This is a genomic window from Amycolatopsis sp. NPDC026612, from assembly GCF_040638285.1.
In the GTDB taxonomy this organism is placed as follows: domain Bacteria; phylum Actinomycetota; class Actinomycetes; order Mycobacteriales; family Pseudonocardiaceae; genus Amycolatopsis.
In genome coordinates, this window is record NZ_JBEZYB010000018.1 from 120,274 (window position 1) to 141,967 (window position 21,694).

The 21,694-nt window shown below is 69.5% G+C and carries 21 protein-coding genes; 10 read left to right on the plus strand and 11 right to left on the minus strand.

Features of this window, described 5'->3' with window-relative positions:
* Positions 1 to 129 precede the first annotated feature (129 nt).
* Together AB0F15_RS19200 and AB0F15_RS19205 are read left to right on the plus strand one after the other, a co-directional pair.
* Positions 130 to 1,224 (plus strand): adenosine deaminase, encoded by a 1,095-nt coding sequence (locus tag AB0F15_RS19200; protein WP_360271626.1) that lies wholly within the window; start codon positions 130 to 132, stop codon positions 1,222 to 1,224.
* Between the two features lie 111 nt (positions 1,225 to 1,335).
* Positions 1,336 to 2,541: an MFS transporter gene (locus AB0F15_RS19205; RefSeq protein ID WP_360271629.1), complete on the plus strand. Its 1,206-nt coding sequence runs from the start codon at positions 1,336 to 1,338 to the stop codon at positions 2,539 to 2,541.
* Positions 2,542 to 2,614: 73 nt separating this feature from the next.
* On the opposite strand, the gene AB0F15_RS19210 is transcribed toward AB0F15_RS19205, so the two are convergent.
* On the minus strand, positions 2,615 to 3,892 hold the full coding sequence (locus tag AB0F15_RS19210) for a primosomal protein (RefSeq protein ID WP_360271632.1): 1,278 nt from the start codon (positions 3,890 to 3,892) through the stop codon (positions 2,615 to 2,617).
* Between the two features lie 151 nt (positions 3,893 to 4,043).
* Between AB0F15_RS19210 and AB0F15_RS19215 the strand changes: the two genes are divergently transcribed.
* Positions 4,044 to 6,548: a DUF3516 domain-containing protein gene (locus tag AB0F15_RS19215; RefSeq protein WP_360271635.1), complete on the plus strand. Its 2,505-nt coding sequence runs from the start codon at positions 4,044 to 4,046 to the stop codon at positions 6,546 to 6,548.
* Here AB0F15_RS19215 and AB0F15_RS19220 read toward each other — a convergent pair.
* A complete protein-coding gene (locus tag AB0F15_RS19220) occupies positions 6,545 to 6,694 on the minus strand; it encodes a suppressor of fused domain protein (protein WP_360271691.1) in 150 nt (49 codons plus the stop codon). The two genes, AB0F15_RS19215 and AB0F15_RS19220, sit on opposite strands and share 4 nt — an antisense overlap.
* 21 nt (positions 6,695 to 6,715) lie before the next feature.
* Positions 6,716 to 7,312, minus strand: a complete 597-nt coding sequence (locus AB0F15_RS19225; RefSeq protein WP_360271638.1) for an NAD(P)-binding domain-containing protein — start codon at positions 7,310 to 7,312, stop codon at positions 6,716 to 6,718.
* A 67-nt stretch (positions 7,313 to 7,379) separates the two neighbouring features.
* Between AB0F15_RS19225 and AB0F15_RS19230 the strand changes: the two genes are divergently transcribed.
* On the plus strand, positions 7,380 to 7,703 hold the full coding sequence (locus AB0F15_RS19230) for a helix-turn-helix domain-containing protein (RefSeq protein WP_360271641.1): 324 nt from the start codon (positions 7,380 to 7,382) through the stop codon (positions 7,701 to 7,703).
* On the opposite strand, the gene AB0F15_RS19235 is transcribed toward AB0F15_RS19230, so the two are convergent.
* Both AB0F15_RS19235 and AB0F15_RS19240 read right to left on the minus strand, forming a co-directional pair.
* A complete protein-coding gene (locus AB0F15_RS19235) occupies positions 7,594 to 8,298 on the minus strand; it encodes a hypothetical protein (RefSeq protein WP_360271644.1) in 705 nt (234 codons plus the stop codon). The genes AB0F15_RS19230 and AB0F15_RS19235 overlap by 110 nt on opposite strands.
* Before the next feature lie 207 nt (positions 8,299 to 8,505).
* Entirely contained in the window at positions 8,506 to 9,492 is a 987-nt protein-coding gene (locus tag AB0F15_RS19240) for a sugar-binding domain-containing protein (protein ID WP_360271646.1), read from the minus strand.
* A gap of 127 nt (positions 9,493 to 9,619) precedes the next feature.
* Here AB0F15_RS19240 and AB0F15_RS19245 point away from each other — a divergent pair, with 127 nt between their 5' ends.
* From AB0F15_RS19245 to AB0F15_RS19260, 4 genes are read left to right on the plus strand one after another with little or no spacing between them, the layout of a single operon-like run.
* Complete coding sequence (locus AB0F15_RS19245; protein ID WP_360271649.1) at positions 9,620 to 10,624, plus strand: zinc-dependent alcohol dehydrogenase family protein; 1,005 nt, start codon at positions 9,620 to 9,622, stop codon at positions 10,622 to 10,624.
* On the plus strand, positions 10,611 to 11,951 hold the full coding sequence (locus AB0F15_RS19250) for a sugar ABC transporter substrate-binding protein (protein WP_360271651.1): 1,341 nt from the start codon (positions 10,611 to 10,613) through the stop codon (positions 11,949 to 11,951). Before AB0F15_RS19245 ends, AB0F15_RS19250 begins: the two co-directional genes overlap by 14 nt.
* The gene (locus AB0F15_RS19255; RefSeq protein WP_360271653.1) at positions 11,951 to 12,883 is read left to right on the plus strand and encodes a sugar ABC transporter permease; all 933 of its coding nucleotides are present in this window, start codon (positions 11,951 to 11,953) and stop codon (positions 12,881 to 12,883) included. Before AB0F15_RS19250 ends, AB0F15_RS19255 begins: the two co-directional genes overlap by 1 nt.
* Positions 12,880 to 13,713, plus strand: a complete 834-nt coding sequence (locus tag AB0F15_RS19260) for a carbohydrate ABC transporter permease (protein WP_285988252.1) — start codon at positions 12,880 to 12,882, stop codon at positions 13,711 to 13,713. The genes AB0F15_RS19255 and AB0F15_RS19260 overlap by 4 nt, the downstream gene beginning before the upstream one ends.
* Before the next feature lie 54 nt (positions 13,714 to 13,767).
* Here AB0F15_RS19260 and AB0F15_RS19265 read toward each other — a convergent pair whose 3' ends face one another.
* Genes AB0F15_RS19265 through AB0F15_RS19275 form a run of 3 tightly spaced genes read right to left on the minus strand, consistent with a single transcriptional unit; the run spans position 13,768 to position 16,422 of the window.
* Positions 13,768 to 13,962 carry a ferredoxin gene (locus tag AB0F15_RS19265; RefSeq protein WP_360271657.1) on the minus strand — a complete coding sequence of 65 codons (195 nt, stop codon included), beginning with the start codon at positions 13,960 to 13,962 and terminating at the stop codon, positions 13,768 to 13,770.
* A 35-nt stretch (positions 13,963 to 13,997) separates the two neighbouring features.
* Entirely contained in the window at positions 13,998 to 15,188 is a 1,191-nt protein-coding gene (locus AB0F15_RS19270) for a cytochrome P450 (RefSeq protein WP_360271660.1), read from the minus strand.
* Between the two features lie 10 nt (positions 15,189 to 15,198).
* The gene (locus tag AB0F15_RS19275; protein WP_360271662.1) at positions 15,199 to 16,422 is read right to left on the minus strand and encodes a cytochrome P450; all 1,224 of its coding nucleotides are present in this window, start codon (positions 16,420 to 16,422) and stop codon (positions 15,199 to 15,201) included.
* Positions 16,423 to 16,600: 178 nt separating this feature from the next.
* Between AB0F15_RS19275 and AB0F15_RS19280 the strand changes: the two genes are divergently transcribed.
* Both AB0F15_RS19280 and AB0F15_RS19285 read left to right on the plus strand, forming a co-directional pair.
* On the plus strand, positions 16,601 to 17,239 hold the full coding sequence (locus AB0F15_RS19280) for a helix-turn-helix domain-containing protein (protein ID WP_360271665.1): 639 nt from the start codon (positions 16,601 to 16,603) through the stop codon (positions 17,237 to 17,239).
* 277 nt (positions 17,240 to 17,516) lie between these two features.
* Entirely contained in the window at positions 17,517 to 18,191 is a 675-nt protein-coding gene (locus AB0F15_RS19285; RefSeq protein WP_360271667.1) for a hypothetical protein, read from the plus strand.
* A 59-nt stretch (positions 18,192 to 18,250) separates the two neighbouring features.
* On the opposite strand, the gene AB0F15_RS19290 is transcribed toward AB0F15_RS19285, so the two are convergent.
* From AB0F15_RS19290 to deoC, 3 genes are read right to left on the minus strand one after another with little or no spacing between them, the layout of a single operon-like run.
* Complete coding sequence (locus AB0F15_RS19290; protein WP_360271670.1) at positions 18,251 to 19,117, minus strand: aldehyde dehydrogenase family protein; 867 nt, start codon at positions 19,115 to 19,117, stop codon at positions 18,251 to 18,253.
* Complete coding sequence (locus tag AB0F15_RS19295) at positions 19,110 to 20,543, minus strand: aldehyde dehydrogenase family protein (protein ID WP_360271672.1); 1,434 nt, start codon at positions 20,541 to 20,543, stop codon at positions 19,110 to 19,112. The genes AB0F15_RS19290 and AB0F15_RS19295 overlap by 8 nt, the downstream gene beginning before the upstream one ends.
* Positions 20,543 to 21,517: a deoxyribose-phosphate aldolase gene (gene deoC / locus AB0F15_RS19300; RefSeq protein ID WP_360271675.1), complete on the minus strand. Its 975-nt coding sequence runs from the start codon at positions 21,515 to 21,517 to the stop codon at positions 20,543 to 20,545. The genes AB0F15_RS19295 and deoC overlap by 1 nt, the downstream gene beginning before the upstream one ends.
* Between the last annotated feature and the right edge of the window lie 177 nt (positions 21,518 to 21,694).

The following is a 21,694-nucleotide window of genomic DNA, read 5'->3' on the forward strand; positions in this document are numbered from 1 at the left end:
CGTGAAGCGCGTATTACGGAGGCTGCCCCCGGATGGCCGATTCGTCACATGATCGTCAACGCTGAGGGTGAACCCGAACCTGAGAGTTACCGCCATGTAGGGGAATGACACCGAGGTTACCGTTGGGGGATGCCTGACGAAAGCCCTGTTCTGACCGGCGAGACCCTCCGCCGCGCGCCCAAGGTGCTGCTGCACGACCACCTCGACGGCGGCCTGCGCCCGGCCACCGTGGCCGAGCTCGCCGACGCCACCGGTTATGCCGGTCTGCCTGCCACCGACCCGGCCGAGCTGGGCCGCTGGTTCCGCCAAGCGGCCGATTCCGGCTCGCTCGTGTCCTACCTCGAGACCTTCGCGCACACCTGCGGAGTGATGCAAACGGAGGAATCCCTGGTCAGAGTCGCCGCCGAAGCGGTGGAGGACCTGGCCGCCGACGGCGTCGTCTACGCCGAGGTGCGCTACGCACCGGAGTTGTTCGTCGAACGCGGTCTGTCACTCGATGCGGTGGTTGAGGCCGTCCAGGCGGGGTTCACGGAGGGCACTCGGCGGGTGGCCGCGAACGGGGGCAGCATCCGCATCGGGACGTTGCTCTGCGCGATGCGCCAGCACGCCCGCGCGCTCGAGATCGCGAACCTGGCCGTCCGCTACCGCGACGCCGGCGTCGCCGGGTTCGACATCGCCGGGCCCGAGGACGGATTCCCGCCGACCCGCAATCTCGACGCGTTCGAATACCTGCGTCAGAACAATGCGCATTTCACCATTCACGCGGGCGAAGCGTTCGGTTTACCGTCCATTTGGGAAGCGATTCAGCACTGCGGCGCCGAGCGGCTCGGGCACGGTGTGCGCATCATCGAGGACATCAAGACCGGCGCGGACGGGACGGTCCACCTTGGACGGTTGGCCGCGTACGTCCGCGACCGCCGCATCCCGCTGGAGATCTGCCCGACGTCGAACGTCCAAACAGGCGCGGCGCGCTCGCTCGCCGAGCACCCCATCGGCCTGCTCACCGACCTGCGCTTCCGGGTGACGGTGAACACGGACAACCGGCTGATGAGCGGATGCACGATGACCAGCGAATTCGCCGCGCTGCACGAGACGTTCGGCTATGGTATCGACGACTTCCGCTGGTTCACCATCAACGCGATGAAATCCGCCTTCATCGATTTCGACGCCCGGCTCGCGCTCATCGACGACGTCATCAAGCCGGGCTACGCCGCACTGGCCTGACCTTCGCTCCTCCGGACCGCAACCGCCCGCAAGGTGGTTGCGGTCCTCAGGCGCGCCAACTATCGTTCACTATGTAGGAACTTTATCTCATAATTTGAGACGGTGATGACGATGGCGCAGGTCGCGGGCGGTTCGAGTGCGCAGGTGCAGGCGAGTTCACGACGGTGGCTCATCCTTGCGCTCGGCCTCGCCGCGCAGACCGCGAGCTGCTCCTTCCTCTACGGCATCCCGTTCCTGGTCCCGGCCATGCGCGCCGCGGAAGGGTTGACGCTGGCCGAGGCCGGCACCGTCGTCGCGGCGCCGAGCATCGGCTTGTTGTTCACCCTGATCGTGTGGGGCGCGGCTGCGGACCGTTACGGAGAACGCCTCATCATGGCGCTGGGCCTGGGCGTCTCGGGGTTACTCCTGGTGTACGCCGGGGTAGGAAATCACCCGATCGGGCTCCTCTTTGGGGTGTTTCTGGCGGCCGGTGCCTGTACGGCTTCGGTGAACGCGGCGAGTGGCCGCGTGGTGATGGGCTGGTTCGCGAAGTCCGAGCGGGGCGTGGCGATGGGGATCCGCCAGACGGCCCAGCCGCTCGGCGTCGGCGTCGCCGCGCTGGGGCTGCCGCCGCTGGCCGGGCACTTCGGCTTCCGGGCGGCCGTCCTGCTGCCGGCGGCCCTCGCGATCGTCGTCGCGCTGCTGGTGGCGTGGCTGGTGACGGACCCCCCTCGCCCGCCCCGGCCGGCGGCGGGGGAGAAGCCGCCATCGCCGTACCGGCACGCGACGCTGTGGCGGGTGCACGGCGCGAGCGCGTTGCTGGTGGTGCCGCAGTTCGCGGTGTCGGCGTTCGCTCCGGTCTACCTGGTGGCCGTGCAGCACTGGAGCCCCCTGGCCGCGGGCTGGTACCTGGCGGTGGTCCAGGTGCTGGGTGCCGCGGGGCGGCTGGGATCGGGCTGGTGGTCCGACCGCGCCGGCAGCCGCCTGCGCCCGATGCGGCAGCTCGCGGTGGCCAGCTGCGTGGTCATGCTCCTGGTGGCCCTCGGCGACACGACCTGGCCGTGGCTGGTCCTGCTGGCGCTGGCCCTGGCGGGGATCATCACGGTCGCCGACAACGGCCTCGGCTTCACGGCGTCGGCCGAGCTGGCGGGCCTGGCCTGGTCGGGCCGCGCGATGGGCACCCAGAACACGGGCCAGAACATCGCCGCCTCGCTCACCCCGCCCCTGCTGGGCCTGGTGATCGGCGACAGCAGGTACGCACTGGCCTTCTGCGTCGCGGCGATCTTCCCGGCGCTGGCGATCGCGGTGGTCCCGGTCCGCGCCGAACCCCCCGGCTGACTCGCGTGCTCAGCCGGCCGACACGACGAAGGCCGCCTCCCCAACCACGGGAGACGGCCTTCGCGTCAGTAACTCAAGCCACCGTCAGGCGGTTCTCGAACGTCTCGACGAGCTTCCGCCAAGCGCCCTGCTCGGCGTCGAACGGCGCCGACGGCTCGAGGCGCGTCGGGTCCGGACGGAGCACGAACGACACCAGCCAGCCCAGGCTTTCGTTGCTCGCCAGCGCCGTCTCGGCCGAGTCGTCGCCCGCCCACTCCGCCGCGTCCGTGATCAGCTCGACCGCCAGCTCCAGCTGCGTCGGGTCGAGCGCCTCGGGGCCCTCCGCGATGTCGGCGTCCAGGCCCGTCAGCACGTACGTGTTCTCCGGGTCGACCTCGATCTCGAGTTCGCCCGCCGTCGCCTTCGCCAGTACCTCGTCCCACGTGGACACGTCGGCGAGGTCGGTGTCGGCCAGGTCCTTGCCGTCGGCGAGCGCGCGGGCGAGGGCCTTCTCCGACGTGTAGACGTCGATCTCGCCCTCGCTGCCGAGGAACACCGGTGCGTCGTCGAGGTAGCAGCGCAGCGTGTAGTACTCCGCGCCGGAGGTGATGATCTTGATCGGGTCGATGCCGACCTCGGCCCAGAACCCGACCGGGCCCTCTTCCTCGTCTTCGTCGTCATCGTCGGACTCCGAGTCGGCGGAGTCGAGCGTGTCGATCGCTTCGAGGTCCTCCACGCCCTCGGCGCCGGCCTCGGCCTCCGCGGACTCCTCGTGGAACGCCGCCAGCTCCTCGGCGGTCTGCTCCAGCACCTTCTCGTCGACCTCCGGCTGGGTCACCAGGCCGTCGATCGCGTCGAGCACGGTGTCCCACTTCTGCGACACCGTCTCGGACAGGTCGTTCCACACCTTCGCGCCCACGCCACCGGTGAACGGCAGCGTGCCCTGGTCGAGCAGCGAGAAGCCCTCGGTCGAGTCGAGGATCTCGTGGACCTCTTCGAGCTCGCAGACGTCGGCGAGCGACCGCACGATGCCGACGATCTCCGCCAGCTCCGCGATGTGCCAGACGTCCGGCTCCTCGGCGACGAGCTCCGGCACGCCGACGAGGTCGTAGGTGTGGTCCTCGTCCGGGATCAGCTCGGGCACGTTCAGCGACGGCACGGCGTCCCAGGCCGGGTGGTCGAGCAGGTCGTGCCGCTCGGACGTGCGGACGAAAGCGGCCAGGTGGGCGGCGTCCGGGAAGGCGTACAGGTCGTCCTCGTCGCCGAGGAACGCTTCCCACTCCTCGCCGTCTTCCCGCCAGCGCGGCGCCCACAGGGTGACGACGTCGCCCTGCGGCAGCCCGAGTTCGATCGGGATGATGTCCTGTGCCATTCCTAAGCCCTCCGGAGTACCGCCCGTGTGCGCGCGTGACCGGAAGTATCACCCAGTCGACGCGCGGTACCGCGAAGCCTACGGGTTTCGCACTCGCGATGCGATCGCCCCTGCCGACTTTGCGGTGAGCGGATGAGACGATGGGCGTCTGATGACTCTCACCGACCTCCTGCCCTCGGCCCCCGACCCCGACGCCCTCTTCGAAGCCTTCTCCACCTGGACGGCCGAACGGGGGCTCGAGCTGTACCCGGCGCAGGAGGAGGCGGTGATCGAGGTCGTCTCCGGGGCGAACGTCATCCTGTCGACGCCGACCGGCTCCGGGAAGAGCCTCGTCGCCGTCGGCGCGCACTTCACCGCGCTCGCCCAGGGCCGCCGCAGCTACTACACCGCGCCCATCAAGGCCCTCGTCTCGGAGAAGTTCTTCCAGCTCATCGACGTCTTCGGCGCCGAAAACGTCGGGATGATGACCGGCGACTCCAGCGTCAACCCGGACGCCCCGATCATCTGCTGCACGGCCGAAATCCTGGCGAACATCGCGTTGCGGTTCGGCGCGGACGCCCCCGTCGGGCAGGTCGTCGCCGACGAGTTCCACTTCTACTCCGAGCCCGACCGCGGCTGGGCGTGGCAGGTGCCGATCCTCGAACTGCCCCACGCCCAGTTCATCCTCATGTCGGCGACCTTGGGCGACGTGTCCTTCTTCGAGAAGGACCTCACCCGCCGCACCGGCAAACCCACCGCCGTCGTCACGTCGGCCCAGCGCCCGGTGCCGCTGACCTTCCGGTACGCGCTGACGCCGTTGCACGAGACGATGTCCGAGCTGCTCAACGGCGGCCAGGCGCCGGTCTACGTCGTGCACTTCTCGCAGGCCGCGGCCATCGAGCGGGCGCAGACGCTGATGAGCATCAACGTCACGACGAAGGCCGAAAAGGAGGCCATCGCCGAGCTGATCGGCGACTTCCGGTTCTCCGCGGGCTTCGGCAAGACGCTCTCGCGGCTGGTCCGCCACGGCATCGGCGTCCACCACGCCGGCATGCTGCCGAAGTACCGCCGGCTGGTCGAAACCCTGGCGCAGTCCGGGCTGCTCAAGGTGATCTGCGGGACCGACACCCTCGGCGTCGGCATCAACGTGCCGATCCGGACCGTCGTGTTCTCCGCGCTCACGAAGTACGACGGCGTCCGCCAGCGGCACCTCAAGGCGCGCGAGTTCCACCAGATCGCCGGCCGCGCCGGCCGCGCGGGCTACGACACCGACGGCTACGTCGTCGTGCAGGCCCCCGACCACGTCGTCGAGAACGCCAAGGCCCTCGAGAAGGCGGGCGACGACCCGAAGAAGAAAAAGAAGATCGTCCGGAAGAAGGCGCCCGAGGGGTTCGTCAACTGGACCGAGAGCACGTTCGACCGGCTGATCGCGGCCGACCCCGAGCCGCTGACGTCCAGTTTCAAGGTCACCCACTCGATGCTGCTCAACGTGATCTCGCGGCCGGGCAACGCGTTCGACTCCATGCGGCACCTGCTGGAAGACAACCACGAGGACCGGCCGTCGCAGCGCAAGCTGATCCTGCGCGCCATCGCGATCTACCGCGCGCTGCTCGCCGCGGGCATCGTCGAACGGCTGCCCGAGCCGGACGAGCAGGGCCGGGTCGTGCGGCTCACCGTCGACCTGCAGTTCGACTTCGCGCTCAACCAGCCGCTTTCGCCGTTCGCGCTCGCCGCGATCGAGCTGTTCGACGTCGAGTCGCCGAGCTACGCGCTCGACGTCGTGTCCACTGTGGAAGCCACAGTGGACAATCCGCGGCCGGTGCTCTCCCAGCAGCAGTTCAAGGCGCGCGGCGAGGCCGTGAACGCCATGAAGGCCGAGGGTATCGAGTACGACGAGCGGATGGAGCTGCTCGAGAACGTCAGCTACCCGAAGCCCCTCGAAGAGCTGCTGCAGGGCGCGTTCCACAGCTACCGGCAGGGCCACCCGTGGGTCGACGACTACGAGCTTTCGCCGAAGTCGGTCGTGCGGGACATGTACGAGCGCGCGATGAACTTCGTCGAGTACATCGGCTTCTACCAGCTGGCCCGCTCGGAAGGGCTGGTGCTGCGCTACCTCACGGACGTCTACGACTCACTGCGCCACACGGTGCCGGACGAGGCCAAGACCGAGGCACTGCAGGACCTCATCGAGTGGCTCGGCGAGCTCGTCCGCCAGGTCGACTCCAGCCTCCTCGACGAATGGGAAGCGCTGCGGCACCCGTCGGAAGAAGGGCCGGTGTCGCACCGGCCGCCGGAGCTGCCCCCAGCCGTCACCCGCAACGAGCGCGCCTTCCGCGTGCTGGTGCGCAACGAGCTGTTCCGCCGGGTCGAGTTGTTCGGGCGGCGGGCGTGGAACGTGCTCGGCGAGCTGGACGCGGAGTCCGGCTGGGACGCCGACGCGTGGCAAGACGCCATCGAGGCCTACTTCGAGGAGTACGGCTCACTCGGCACCGGCCCGGACGCGCGCGGTCCGCAGCTGCTGATGATCGAGCAGCTGCCGGACGTCTGGAAGGTGCGGCAGATCTTCGACGACCCGGCGGGCGACCACGACTGGGGCATCAGCGCCGAGGTCGACCTGGCCGCGTCGGACGAGGCCGGGATGGCGGTCGTCCACGTGACCGGGGTGGGCGCGCACTAGGCGCCTCGGCGGCACACCGGCAGCTCGGCGCGACCCGGATCCAGCAGATCCGGGTCGTGCCGCACCAGCTCGTCTTCGAACGCCCTCCAGCCGTGTGAGCCCACATACGCCGCTTCGGCGCGCGAGACCGGTACCAGCCAGACGATCGCGGCCCGGGACGCCGGCCGTCACCCCACCGGGGCGAGGATCGCCTGGGCGTCTTCGCCCGCGAACCACAACCCGATGACGAACGCCGCCGTCGCCTCCAGGAGAGCTGCGCGGTCCAGGCCGCCGCCCGCGACCGGAGTCGCGCCGATGTCGCGGACCAGCGTGCCGACCGCCGCCAGCGCCGCCGGGTCGTCGCCGCACAGGGGGACCGACAGCGGGCGGCCCTCCCACGCCGGGGGTGTCAGCTGCCAGATGTCCGTCGGTGCCAGGTTGAAGGCCTTGACCACGTGCGCGCCCGGGCTCGCCGACGCAATCCGCGACGCCACCGGCGCGCCCGTCAGGGCCGGGTCGTTGGTGCAGTCCACCAGGACCTTGCCCGTCAGCGGGCCCGATGCGGCCAGGACGTCGAGCACCGCTCCGGCCGGGAGCGCCAGCAGCAGCACGTCGGCAGCGGCCGCCACCTCGGGCCAGGTTCCGGTGGCGGCGCCCAGCCGGTTCGCGAGAGCGGCGGCGTTTTCCGCCGAACGGCCGCTCACCAGCAGCTCGTGCCCGGCGCGAGCCCAGTGCGCGCCGAGCGCGTCCGCCATCCCGCCCGTGCCGAAGATCCCGATCCGCATGCGTCCTCCTTGTGCTTGGCTGTACCAGGACGACGGTAGGAACCGCTGCAGGAACCGAAAGGTAACCATGGACTTTCTCGCCGACTGCCGGACGCGGCTCGCGTTCGACCTGGTCGCCAACACGTGGAACCCGGTGGTGCTGTGGGCCCTGCGCGACGGCCCCCGCCGGCACGGCGACCTGCGGCGCGCGATCGGCGGGATCAGCGCGAAGGTGCTCACGGAAACCTTGCGGCGCCTGGAGTTCGACGGTCTCCTCGAGCGGCGCGAAGGCGCGTACGCGCTCACGCCGTTGGGTACGACGCTGCTCGCGCCGATCGAGGGTTTCGGGCGGTGGGCGGCCGACCACGGCGACGACGTCGTCGTAGCTCAAGACCGAGCACGATCAGCATGATCAGCGACAACGCGGGCAGCGGACGGCCCCAGAACGTGCTGATCGTGACGTCGGCCGTCGGCGTGAAGACGCCGACGGCGAGGACCCACGTCGGCGCCGTAGGCGGCTTCGCGGCCGGAGCCCAGGGCGTCCGCTTCCACGGCTTCGCCACCGAAAGCCACACCTGGAAGGCGAGGACGCTCGCCATCAGCGCCGTCCCGGCGACCTGTGGCCAGGCGACGACGTCCGCCGCGCCCGCCCGCGCCGCGGCCGCCGAGTCGTGCAGCGCTCCGGAAAGCAGGAAGATCCCCGCGTAGAGCTGGGCGAACGTCAGCACGAACTTCGCCAGCACCCACCAGTGCCGGAAGTAGCCCCACGCCGTCGACCCGGCCAGCACCAGCCCGGTGAACGCCGCCGCGTTGGCCATCGGTGCCAGCAGGACGTTGTCGATCCGCTGCGCCATCGACGTCGCGGCGACGGCTTGCCCGGGGTCCGACGCGGCCAGCGTCATCAGCACCACCAGCCCGAGGGCCTGGCTCATCCAGGCGACGGACGCGACGACGTGCAGCCAGACGACGACCTGGCGCCAGCGGGGAGAAGTCTTCTTCGAAGTCACGGAGCAAGGCTCGCCGACAAGATCCGTGCGCACATCGGGTCCGACCCGGGTTTCGCCCCGGACCGGGTGAGGCTCGGGCTGCGCCCGCCGGAGTAGGCCGACGCGACGGCCGTACCTCCGGGGGAGTAGGGCCGAAACCCGGAACTCGCGTGATTGGGCCCGGAACTCGCGTGATTGGAGGCGTAACTCGCGTGATTGGGGGCGGGATCAGGGCTGGGTGGGTGGGTTTTTGGCCGCCAGGGCCAGGAGGGGAACGGCTGCTGCGGCGTCCGTGATCAGTGTGGAGACCATGCCCGAGCGGAGGACGGCGTCCACCGCGGCCGCTTTCGGCTTGCTGTAGCCGAGGGCGATCACCTCCGGCACCGCCGTCAGCTCCTCGTGGCTGATAGCCAGGACGTGGTGGGCGAGACCCGTCGAAAGGGCGTTGCCCGCAGCGTCGAACAGCCGGGCCGCGACCTCGGCCGTCGCCCCGCGGGCCGTGATCGCCGCGCGCTCGGCTTCGTCCAGCGCGTCGTAAACCGTCGACTCGCCCGGCTGCCACGCACCGATGCTGACCACCGCCTTCGTCAGGTGGCGGAACTGGCCGAACGTCTCCGCGATGCCCGGCTGGCGCCGCAGCGTCTCCGTGGTCCGGCGGTCGGGGAGCACCAGCGGGCCGAAGATCGGGTAGGCGTCGCCGCCGGACACCGACGTCACGCGGCTGACCGTCTCGACCGAGCGGCCCCGCATGTCCATCCCGGCCTGGACCCCGCAGAGCTGGACGATCGGGCAGCGCGGCAGCGACCGGATCGCCTCCGTCATCGCGTTCACCGACCGCGCCCACGACAGCCCGATGACGTCCGACGGGACCGCGATCTCCTCCAGCAGCCGCGCGGCCAGCGACCCGATCTTCGCCCGGACGACCTCCCTCGGCTCCCGCTCGGTTGAGCGTTCGAGCACGAGCGCCCGTTCCAGGCCGTACGCCGAGCGCACCTCGTCCGACAGCACCAGGTCCACCGGGGCGGGCAGCGAGAACTCCACCCTGACCAGGCCGGACTCCATGGCGGTGTCGAGCATCCGCGCCACCTTGAACCGGCTGACGCCGAACTCGTCGGCGATCTCCAGCTTGGACCGTCCCTGCATGTAGAAACGCCGGGCGACGGTGGCGAGCAGCAGCGCCTCGCTCAACGAAGGCTGCTTCCTGGTCGCGCTCATATGAGCATAATAGCGCGAAATTCGGCCGAAAGGTTGACGTAATGCCGACGTCAGACCTGTAATGCCTTCACCAGTTCTCGACGAGATAGGTCAACGTTGCTCATCTGAGCGCGAGGAAGGGGCAGGCATGCGTGCCGCCATCGTCGACCGGCCCGGTGAGATCAGGGTCGGCGAGGTGCCCGATCCGAAACCCGCGGAACGTCAGGTCGTCGTCAAGGTCGGAGCGTGCGGCATCTGCGGCACCGACCTGCACATCGCGGACGGGCACTTCCCGCCCACGCCGTACCCCATCGTCCCCGGGCACGAGTTCGCCGGGGAGATCGTCGAGCTCGGCGCGGACGTGCCGGGCGAATGGAAGATCGGCGACCGCGTGGCCGTCGACCCGTCCCTGTTCTGCGGCTACTGCGGACCGTGCCGCGCCGGCCACGGCAACCTCTGCGCGAACTGGGGCGCCACCGGCGACACCGTCGACGGCGCCTTCGCCGAGTACGTCGTCACGCCGTCCGCGAACTGCTACCGCATGCCCGACTCGATGACCTGGGAGCAGGGCGCGCTGGTCGAGCCCGTCTCCTGCGCGGTGCACGGCGTGCGCCGCGTCGGCGTCGAGGCCGGTGAGCGCTTCCTCGTCGTCGGCGCCGGCACCATGGGCCTGATCATGCAGCAGCTGCTGCAGCGTTCGGGCGCGCAGGTCACGGTGGTCGACCGCAACGAGGCCCGGCTGCCACGAGCAAAAAGCCTCGGTGCCGTCGCCACCGCGAAGGACGTCAAGGACCTGAACGGCGAGAAGTTCGACGTCGCCGTCGACTGCACCGGCGCCGCGCCCGCCATCGAAGCCGCCTTCGACTCGATCCGGCGCGGTGGGCGGCTGCTCGTCTTCGGCGTCGCCCCGGCCGAAGCCCGCGTCGCGCTTTCGCCGTTCCGCATCTACAACGACGAAATCACCGTCGTCGGCTCGATGGCCGTGCTGCACAGCTTCGGCGCCGCCCTCGACCTCGTCGCGAGCGGCGCGATCGACACGGACGCGCTGCTCACCGACACCCTGCCGCTGGAGCAGTACCCCGAGGCTCTGGCCAAGATGCGCAGCGGCGCGGGCCTCAAGGTGCAAGTCCTCCCCGGAGGTGGCCGTGCGTAAGCTCCTGATCCTCTTCGCCGCGACGTCGCTGCTGGTCACCGGCTGCGCGGGCGCCGGCTCGATCGGCACCGGAAGCAGCACGCTGGTCATCGCGATCGTGGCCAACCCGCAGATGAAGGACGCGATCGCGCTCGCGCCGGAGTTCGAGAAGGCGACCGGCATCGGCCTCAAGTTCGTCTCACTGCCGGAAAACCAGGCCCGCGCGAAGATCACCGCGTCGACCGCCACCGAGGGCGGCGAGTTCGACGTCGTCATGATCAGCAACTACGAGGCCCCGCAGTGGGCGGCCAACGGCTGGCTCGAGAACCTCGAACCGCACATGGCGGCCACCCCGGGCTACGACGAAGGCGACTTCATCCCCAGCATCAAGCAGTCGCTGTCGTACCGGAACCAGATGTACGCGGTGCCGTTCTACGGCGAGTCGTCGTTCCTGGCCTACCGCAAGGACCTCTTCGACAAGGCCGGGCTCACCATGCCGGCCAGGCCGACCTGGCCGCAGATCGCGGACTTCGCCGCGAAGCTCGACGACAAGGCCGCCGGCGTCGCCGGCATCTGCCTGCGCGGCAAGCCCGGCTGGGGCGAGAGCCTCGCGCCGTTCACGACCGTGGCCAACACCTTCGGCGCGCAGTGGTTCGACAAGGACTGGAACGCCAAGCTGACGTCACCTGAGTTCGCGCAGGCCGCGAACTTCTACGTCAACCTCATCCGCGAGCACGGCGAAGTCGGGGCGTCCAGCGCCGGGTTCTCCGAATGCGGCACGCGCTACACGCAGGGCAACGCGGCGATGTGGTACGACGCGACAGTCATGGCGGGCACCAACGAAGACCCGGCAAGCAGCAAGATCGTCGGCAAGTCCGGGTACGCGCCCGCCCCGGTCGTCAAGACCCAAGCCAGCGGCTGGCTCTACACCTGGGCCCTCGGTATCCCGAAGGTGGCGAAGGACAAGGACGCGGCCTGGAAGTTCATGGCCTGGATGACCGACAAGGCGTACGTGCAGAAGGTCGGCCACACCTACGGCTGGAACCGCGTCCCGCCGGGCGTCCGCCAGTCGACGTACGCCATCCCCGAATACGCCGACGCGGCGAAGGCCTACGCGAAGCCCACGCTCGACGGCATCGCGGACGCGAACCAGCAGAAGGCGATGGCGAGCCCGGTGCCCTACCCCGGCATCCAGTTCGTCGGCATCCCCGAGTTCCAGGACCTGGGCACCCGGGTGAGCCAGCAGCTGTCGGCGGCGATCGCCGGCCGCGAGTCGGTCGAAGACGCCCTGAAGCAGTCCCAGGACTACGCCCAGACGGTGGGCGACTCCTACAAGGCGGTGCAGTGATGTCCACGCTCTCCGTATCCACCCCCACGTCCACCTCGCAGGCGAAGGTCGAAGAGAAGCGCGGCCTGAGCACCGCGGCCAAGCGGCGGCTGCCGCTGCTGCCCGCGTTGATCTTCGTCATCGCGGTGACGCAGCTGCCGTTCCTGCTCACCGTGTTCTACTCGTTCCAGTCGTGGAACCTGGTCCGGCCCGGCTCGCGGCACTTCGTCGGCCTGGACAACTACATCGACGTCTTCAGCGACACGACGTTCCTGGTCGCGCTGCTCAACACCGTCCTGCTGACCGTGGTGTGCGTGCTGGTCGCGCTGCTGCTCGGGCTCGGCCTGGCGATCCTGCTCGACCGCAAGTTCCTCGGCCGCGGCGTCGTCCGGACGCTGCTGATCACGCCGTTCCTCATCCTGCCGGCGGCCGGCGCGCTGCTGTGGAAGACGACGGTGTTCGACCCGACCTACGGGCTGCTGCACTTCGTCTTCGGCACCGACACCGACTGGCTTTCGGAGTTCCCGCTGGCGTCGGTGATGGCGCAGATCGTCTGGCAGTGGACGCCGTTCATGATGCTGCTCATCCTGGCCGGACTGCAGAGCCAGGCCAAGGACGTCCTCGAAGCGGCCAATGTGGACGGTGCGGGCCGCTGGCGGACGTTCGTCTTCATCACCTTGCCGCACCTGTCCCGGTTCCTGCAGCTGGCGACGCTGCTGGGCGCGATCTACATCGTGAACAGCTTCGACGCGATCTTCCTGATGACCCAGGGCGGCCCGGGCACGGCGAGCACCAACCTGCCTTACTACATCTACCAGCGCGCCTTCGAGGGCTTCGACGTCGGCCAGGCGTCGGCGATGGGCGTGATCGTCGTGATACTGACGATGATCGTCGCGACCTTCGCGCTACGCCTGATGTTCCGGACCTTCTCGGTGAGCGGAGGGATCAAATGACGACTGTCGCCCCGCGCAAGCGGGCTTACGGCAAGGGGTCGCTGACCGTCGCGACCTGGATCATCGCGATCCTGTTCGTCTTCCCGCTGCTGTGGATGATCCTCACCGCGTTCAAGCAGGAGGCGGACGCCTACACCGACCCGCCGAAGCTGTTCTTCACCCCGACGTTCGAACAGCTCGGCAACGTCCTGAGCGGCGGGTTCCTGCCGTACCTGTCCAACTCGGCGTTCGTCACGATCATCTCGACGGCCCTGGTGCTGCTCTTCGGCGTCCCCGCGGCCTACGCGCTGTCGCTGGCGCCGGTCAAGGGCACGTCGAACGCGCTCGGGTTCTTCCTCTCGACGAAGATGCTGCCGATCGTGGCGGCGATCATCCCGCTGTACGTCATCTCGCAGAACACCGAGCTGCTCGACACGGTGTGGGCGCTGGTCATCCTGTACACGTCGATGAACCTGCCGCTGGCCATCTGGATGATGCGGTCGTTCTTCCTCGAGGTGCCGCACGAGATGATCGAGGCGGGCCGGATCGACGGCGCCAACCTGCCGACGCTGCTGCGCAAGATCATCATGCCGGTGGTCGCGCCCGGGATCGCGGCGACCGCACTGATCTGCGTGATCTTCTCCTGGACCGAGTTCTTCTACGCGGTCAACCTGACCGCGGCCCGCGCCGGCACGGTCCCGGTGTTCCTCGTCGGGTTCATCACCAGCGAGGGGCTGTACTGGGCGCAGCTGTCGGCCGCCGCGCTGCTGGCTTCGCTGCCGGTGATGATCGTCGGCTGGATCGCGCAGAACCACCTGGTCCGCGGCCTCTCGATGGGCGCGGTCAAGTAGCAAGCAGCGCAGAAGGCCACCTCGAGGAGTCTCGAGGTGGCCTTCTGCGCTGTGTCACTCCTGGAGGGAAAGGGCCTGGCTGGGGCAGACGTGCACCGCTTCGCGGGCCTTCTCGACCAGCTCGCCCTCCGGCTGGTCGTCGAGCACGATGACCGTGCCGTCCTCCTCGCTCTGGTCGAACAGCGTGGGCTCGGTGAGCACGCACTGACCGGCGCCGACGCACTTGCCGGTGTCCGCGATGATCTTCATGGTCCTACTCTCCTGTGGTGGTTGCCAGTTCGTCTTTACCAGGTGACCGGCAACCGGTACAGGCCGTAGATGGCCGCGTCGTCCTTGAACGGCAGGTCGTCGACCGGCGCGGCCAGCTTCAGTTCCGGGATGCGCCTGAAGAGCGTGTCGAAGACGATCTGCAGTTCCATCCGGGCCAGGTTCTGGCCGAGGCACTGGTGCGGCCCGAACCCGAATGCGACGTGGTGGCGCGCGCCGCGCTCGATGTCCAGCTCGTCCGGGCCGGCGAACGCACCCGGGTCGCGGTTGGCTGCGTAGCCCAGCGCCAGCACGCCTTCGCCCGCCCGGATCAGCTGCCCGCCGACCTCGGCGTCCTCGACGCACAGCCGCGCCGTGGCGGCGTCGACGATGGTGAAGTACCGCAGCAGCTCCTCGACGGCGTCGAGGGTCTTGCCCGGGTCGTTCTTGATGATCGCGAGCTGGTCCGGGTTCTGCAGCAGCGCGACGGTGCCGAGCGAAATCATGTTCGCCGTCGTCTCGTGCCCCGCGACGAGCAGCAGGAACCCGAGCGCGGCCAGCGCCGGCCGGCGGTAGGTGCCCTCTTCGCGCAGCTTGACGATCTGCCGGCCGAGCAGGTCATCCGGGGGGTTCTGCTCCTTGCCCGCGATGAGGTCGCCCATGTAGGCGCGCACGGTGTCGACCGCCGCCCGCCGCTCCTCCGGGGGCGTCGCGCGGTTGATCAGCTTCGCCGTGTGGGTCTGGAAGAAGTCGTGGTCGGCGTACGGGACACCGAGCATCTCGCAGATCACCAGCGACGGCACCGGCAGCGACAGCGTCTCGACCAGGTCGCCGGGCTTCGGGCCGGCCAGCAGGAGGTCGAGCTGCTGGTCGACGATCTCCTGGATCCGCGGCCGCAGCGCCTCCATCCGGCGCACGGTGAACTCGCCGAGCACGGCCTTGCGGGCCGGCCCGTGCTCCGGCGCGTCCATGGTGATCATGGTGCGCTCGTCGTCCGGGCGCCGGAATCCCGGCACCAGCTGCGGGAAGTCCGGGTGCTGCCGGTCGGCGCTGAACCGCCGGTCGTTCAGCACGGTCCGGACGTCTTCGTGCCGGCTGACCACCCAGGCCTGCTTGCCGCCGGGCAGGCCCACCCGCGTGACCGGCTCTTCCTCGCGGATCTCGGCGTAGGCCGGCGGCGGGGCGAACGGGCACGTGCGCGTCATCGGGAACTCGTGTACGGCGGTCATGACGTCTCCCTCACCAGGTCACGGGCAGGCAGTAGAGGCCGAAGATCGACGAATCGTGCTTGAACGGCAGCTGGTCCACCGGTGCGGCCAGCTTGAGCTCCGGGATGCGCCGGAAGAGGGTGTCGAAGACGATCTGCAGTTCCATCCGCGCCAGGTTCTGGCCGAGGCACTGGTGCGGTCCGAAGCCGAAGGCGACGTGGTGGCGCGCGCCGCGCTCGAGGTCGAGCTCGTCGGGGTTCTCGAACGCGGCTTCGTCGCGGTTGCCGGAGTAGCTCAGCCCGAGCACGCCTTCGCCTTCGCGGATCAGCTGGCCGCCGATTTCGACGTCTTCGGTGGCGACGCGCGCGGTCACGAACTCGGCGATCGTGAAGTACCGGAGCAGCTCCTCGACGGCGTCGAGGGTCTTGCCGGGGTCGTTCTTGATGATCGCGAGCTGGTCCGGGTTCTCCAGCAGCGCGACGGTGCCGAGCGAAATCATGTTCGCTGTCGTCTCGTGGCCGGCGAGGAGCAGCAGGAAGGCCAGCGAAACCAGCTCGTCGTGCGCGACGTCGCCGTGCTCTTCGCGCTGCTTGAGGATCTGGCGGCCGAGCAGGTCGTCCGTCGGGTCGGCCTCCTTCGTGGTGACCAATTGCTCGAGGTACTCCTGCAGCTCGTCGACGGCCTTGAGCCGGGTGTCCTGGTCGACCTCCCGGTTGAGCAGCGTCGAGCTGCGGACCTGGAAGAAGTCGTGCTCGGCGTACGGGACGCCGAGCTGTTCGCAGATCACCAGCGACGGCACCGGCAAGGCCAGCGCCGTGACCAGGTCGGCGGGCTTCGGGCCGGCCAGGATCGCGTCGATGTGCTCGTCGACGATCTGCTGGATCCGCGGCTGCAGGGCCTTCATGCGCTTGACGGTGAACTCGCCGACGACCTCGCGCCGGGCCGCGCCGTGCTTCGGGGGGTCCAGGTTGATCAGTGACGGCGTGAAGCCGGGCCGCCGGGCCTGGCGGCCTTCCTTCGTCAGGATCGGGAAGCCGGGGTTGAAGCGGTCCGAGCTGAACCGCGGGTCGGTCAGCATCTGCCGGACTTCCTCGAGCCGCGTCAGCGCCCATGCCTCCTGGCCGGACTGCAGCGTGACGCGGTGGACCGGGCCGGCTTCGCGCAGCTTTTCGTAGGCGGGCGGCGGCGCGAACGGGCAGGTGCGGAGCAGTGGGAAGGTCTCGTCCCGCGTCGCGGGCTCGGCCAATCCAGTCATTTCGGACCCCCTAAATCGGACGGAAAGTATGCGGAGGATTACATTCCGGTTCTAGGTCCAAGGTACCGAAGCGGAAGGACATCGTCCACAAGATGCCGCCTACCCATTCGCGCGGGCAGTGCGTGGCCTGCTGACCATGCGAGAATCACCCCGCGCGATTCAGCGGAAGGCGAACGGCATGACGGCAGACCCCGACACCACCCTGCGGGCGGACGCGCGGCGCAACCGCGACCAGATCCTGGCTGCCGCGAAGGGCATCTTCGCCGTTTCCGGCCCCGAGGTGCCGATGGAGGAGATCGCCCGCGCGGCCGGCGTCGGCGTGGGCACCCTCTACCGCCGGTTCCCGGACCGGGACGCGCTGATCCGCGCCGTCGCCATGGACAACTTCGAGCGGGTGCTGGTCGACGCCAAGGCGATCGCCGCGGAGGAGACGTCGTCGTGGCGCGCCCTGGTTCGGCTGCTGCGGCAGTCGGTGGCGCTGCAGCTGAGCGTCCAGCTGACGATGATGTCGCACCGGGCGCTGGTGATCCTCAAGAGCGACCCCGAGGTCCGCCGGCTGCGCGACGAGATCCTCGAGGTCCTCGACCGCTTCGTCGACGGCGCGAAGGCCGAGGGCAGGCTCCGCGAGGACGTCGGCGCCGGCGACATCGCGATCCTGTTCGCGACGCTGCTGCGCCAGATGCGCGCGAAGTCCCCGGACGTGGCCGAACTGGCGGCGCGCCGGTGCGTCGGCATCATGATCGACGGGCTGGGCGCGCGGCCGGGCAGCGAACTGCCGGGCCGTCCGATCACTTCCCGGGACCTCGACCCCGACTGACTTCGCCGATTTCCGTGTTAGGGTTCCGCCTCGTTCTGCCGGAATGGTGGCTGTGGGCGGGAAAATGCGACGAAGAATGCTGGCCGTGTTGTTGGCGATTCCCTTTCCGGTGGTCGCAGGCTGTGGTGGCGCGCCCGTCGACGGCGTGGCGGCGGCCGTTCCGGCGACACTGCCGGTTGCGGTGGCGACACCGTCGGCTGTTGCCTCTTCTGCCGGCCCGGCCACGTCGGCCACATCGGGGGCACCGACGTCCCTACCTGCGCCTCCGTCGGCTCCGGTGCCGCCATCGGCCACGCCGGTGCGGAGCTGCCGCAGCCCGGAGTTCACGACCAGCGACGCCGACGGCGGCTGGTCCGACGGTGGCTACTACGTCCACAACAACATGTGGAACGCCGGCGAGGCGGGCCCGGAAACGCTGCACGCGTGCGCGTACGACAACTGGTACGTCGATTCTGTCCAACCCGATTCGACGTCGGTGAAAACCTATCCGAACGTGCACAAGGACATCAACGACCAGAAGGGAAAACCGTTCAACGACTATTCGGTGATCAAATCCACCTTCGCCGGCCGCGGCCCGGGCACGGGCATCTACGACGTGGCGTACGACCTCTGGCTGAACGGCGTGGGCGACGGCAAGGGCGTCACCGAGGTGATGGTCTGGACGGAGAACCGCAAGCAGCAACCCTCGGGTGACAAGCTGACGACCTACACGGCCGGCGGAGTCCCGTACGACGTCTGGGCGGACGACGACGGGTACGTGGCGTTCGTTTCGCGGTCGACGCAGTACAGCGGAAGCGTGGACCTGAAGGCGATGATCGCGTGGGCGATCGGCAAGGGCCTGGTCCCGCCGAACCCGACGGTCAACCAGATCGGCTACGGCATCGAGTTCTGCTCCACCGGCGGCGGCAAGGCGCGGTTCACGCTGTCGGACTTCTCGGTGACGATGAGCTAGGAGCCGGTTCGCGACGTTGAAGGCCACCGCCCGGTCGCCGGGCGGTGGCCTCCCGCGACTCAGACGCCCAGCGGGTGCCAGACCGTCTTGGCCTCCAGGTACCGCCGCAGCCGGGTCAGGTCCGGCGCCGACGTCCAGTCCGGCTCCGCGGAGGGGACCGTCAGGACCCGCTTCACGGTGTTCGCCGCTTCGCGCGCCAGGGCCGGGCGGTCCGCCGGGGCGGCTCCCGTCGGGTCCAGGGCGTTGACGTCGCCGTGCGAGGCCAGCCAGGGGCCGAGCTCCGCCGCGTGGCCCGTCAGGATGTTCGCCACGCCGCCCGGGACGTCCGATGTCGCCAGGACCTCGGACAGCGTGATCGCCGGCAGGGGGCGTTCCGCGCTGGAGACGACCACCGCCGTCGAGCCCGTGGCCAGGACCGGGGCCAGCACCTCGACCAGGCCCAGCAGCGACGAGCCCTGCGGAGCCAGGACCCCGACCACACCCGTCGGCTCCGGGAGCGTGAACGAGAAGTACGGGCCCGCCACCGGGTTGGCCGAACCCAGCACGGAGGCGATCTTGTCCGTCCAGCCCGCGTACCAGACCCAGCGGTCGATCGCGGCGTCCACAAGGGACTCGGCCTTCTTCGCGGCCAGGCCTTCCGACGCCGACACCTCGGCGATGAACTGGTCCCGGCGGCCTTCCAGCACCTCGGCCACCCGGTAGAGCACCTGGCCGCGGTTGTACGCCGTGGCCGCGGACCAGCCGGGGAACGCCTTGCGGGCCGCCACCACCGCGTCGCGGACGTCCTTGCGGGACGCGTGCGCGGCGTTTGCGAGGAACTTGCCCTTCGCGTCCGTCACCGGGTACACCCGGCCGGACTCCGAACGCGGGAACTTGCCGCCGATGTAGAGCTTGTACGTCTTGGCGACGGAGATTCGGTCAGACATTCAGGTAACCCTCCAGCCCGGCACGGCCGCCTTCGCGCCCGAAGCCGGACTCCTGGTAGCCGCCGAAGGGGGCGGCGGGGTCGAAGCGGTTGAAGGTGTTGGCCCAGACCACGCCGGCGCGGAGCTGGTTCGCCATCCACAGGATCCGGGAGCCCTTTTCGGTCCAGATGCCGGCCGAAAGCCCGTACGGCGTGTTGTTCGCCTTCGCCACGGCCTCGTCCGGCGTGCGGAACGTCAGCACCGACAGCACCGGTCCGAAGATCTCCTCGCGCGCGATCCGCATCGACTGGTGGACGTTCGCGAACACCGTCGGGGCGAAGAAGAACCCGCGGTCCGGGAGCGGGCACGGGCTGGTCCAGCGCTGCGCACCCTCGGTGTCCCCGGACTCGACGAGCCCCCGGATCTTCGCCAGCTGCTCGGCGGAGTTGATCGCGCCGACGTCGGTGTTCTTGTCCAGGGGGTCGCCGACTCGCAGCGTCGAGACGCGGTAGCGGAGCTTCTCCAGCACCTCTTCGGCGACGGACTCCTGCACCAGCAGCCGGGAGCCCGCGCAGCAGACGTGGCCCTGGTTGAAGAAGATGCCGTTGACGATGCCCTCGATCGCCTGGTCCAGCGGGGCGTCCTCGAACACGATGTTCGCCGCCTTGCCGCCCAGCTCCAGCGTCAGCTTCTTCGCCGTGCCCGCGACCTGCCGCTGGATCGCCTTGCCGACCTCGGTCGAGCCGGTGAAGGCGATCTTGTCGATGTCACCGTGCTCGACGATGGACGCGCCGATGTCGCCCGCGCCGGGCAGGATGTTGACCACGCCCGGCGGCAGTTCGGCCTGCTGGCAGATCTCGGCGAACACCAGCGCGGTCAGCGGTGTCGTCTCGGCCGGCTTCAGCACCACGGTGTTGCCGGTGGCCAGCGCCGGGGCGATCTTCCAGGCCAGCATCAGCAGCGGGAAGTTCCACGGGATGATCTGCCCGGCGACGCCGAGCGGTTTCGGCGAAGGACCGTAGCCCGCGTACTCCAGCTTGTCGGCCCAGCCCGCGTGGTAGAAGAAGTGCGCCGCCGCCGTCGGGACGTCGGAGTCGCGCGACTCCTTGATCGGTTTGCCGTTGTCGAGGCTTTCCAGGACGGCCAGCTCGCGTGAGCGCTCCTGGATCAGCCGCGCGATGCGGAAGAGGTACTTGGCGCGCTCGGTGCCCGGCATTTTCGACCACACGGAGTCGTACGCCTTGCGCGCGGCCTTGACGGCGATGTCCACATCGGACTTCGACACGGTGCCGACCTCGGCCAGGACCTCTTCGGTCGCGGGGTTGATCGTCTTGAGCGGCTCACCGGAGCCGTCGACGAAGGCGCCGTCGATGAACGGCTTGTAGGAGTCCTTCAGGTTCGCGATGGCGCGCGACTCCGGCGCCGGTGCGTACTCGAAAACAGGCATCAGTCCACCGTCACGTAGTCGGGGCCGCTGTAGTGGCCGTCCACCTGGGTGCGGCGCTGCAGCAGCAGGTCGTTGAGCAGGCTGGACGCGCCGAAGCGGAACAGGTCCGGGGTCAGCCACTGCTCGCCGGCGACCTCGTGCACGGCGACCAGGTACTTGATCGCGTCCTTCGTGGTCCGGATGCCGCCCGCGGGCTTGACGCCGCGCAGCTCGCCGGTCGTCACGTGCCAGTCGTGGACGGCCTGCAGCATGATGTGGGTGACCGGCAGCGTCGCGGCGGGGGAAACCTTGCCGGTGGAGGTCTTGATGAAGTCGCCGCCGGCCAGCAGCGCCAGCCACGACGCGCGCCGCACGTTGTCGTAGGTCGCCAGCTCGCCGGTTTCCAGGATCACCTTCAGGTGCGCGTTGCCGCAGGCGGCTTTGATCGCCCGGATCTCTTCGAAGACGTCCATGTAGCGGCCTTCGAGGAAGGCACCGCGGTCGATCACCATGTCGACCTCGTGCGCGCCGGCTTCGACGGCGATCTTCGTGTCGGCCAGCTTGATCTCGCGGCTGGTGCGCCCGGCGGGGAAGCCGGTGGCGACGCTCGCGACGTGCACCCCGCTGCCCTTCAGCGCCTCGACGGCCGTGGCGACCATGTCCGGGTACACGCAGACGGCGGCGACGCGCGGGGTGTCCTGGCGTTCGGGATCGGGCCGGACGGCCTTCGCGGCCAGCGCCCGGACCTTGCCCCGGGTGTCGGCGCCCTCCAGCGTGGTCAGGTCGACCATGGAGATCGCGGTGTCGATGGCCCACCGCTTGGCGTCCTTCTTGATGCTGCGCGTGCCGAGGCCCGCCGCGCGCTGCTCGACGCCGACCTGGTCGACACCGGGCAGCCCGAGCAGGAAGCGGCGCAGGCTCGCGTCGTCGCGAGCCGCGTCCGCCAGCGGTGCCGGGGTGGCCGGCGCCGCTGACGTGCTGGTCGTGGCTGTCATGCCGCTGAGTCTAGGCGGCGGGTCCGACAGTGTGGTCCCGACAGCGCGGCGTCCGGAGGTGGGTCACCCGGTGTGACGCGCCCGGCCTCGCGTGTCACCTGCGGCAAGCGCCCCAATGTGGCCTTCGGTGCGTTGAACGCACCCAATGTGGCCTTCGGTGCGTTCAACGCACCCAAG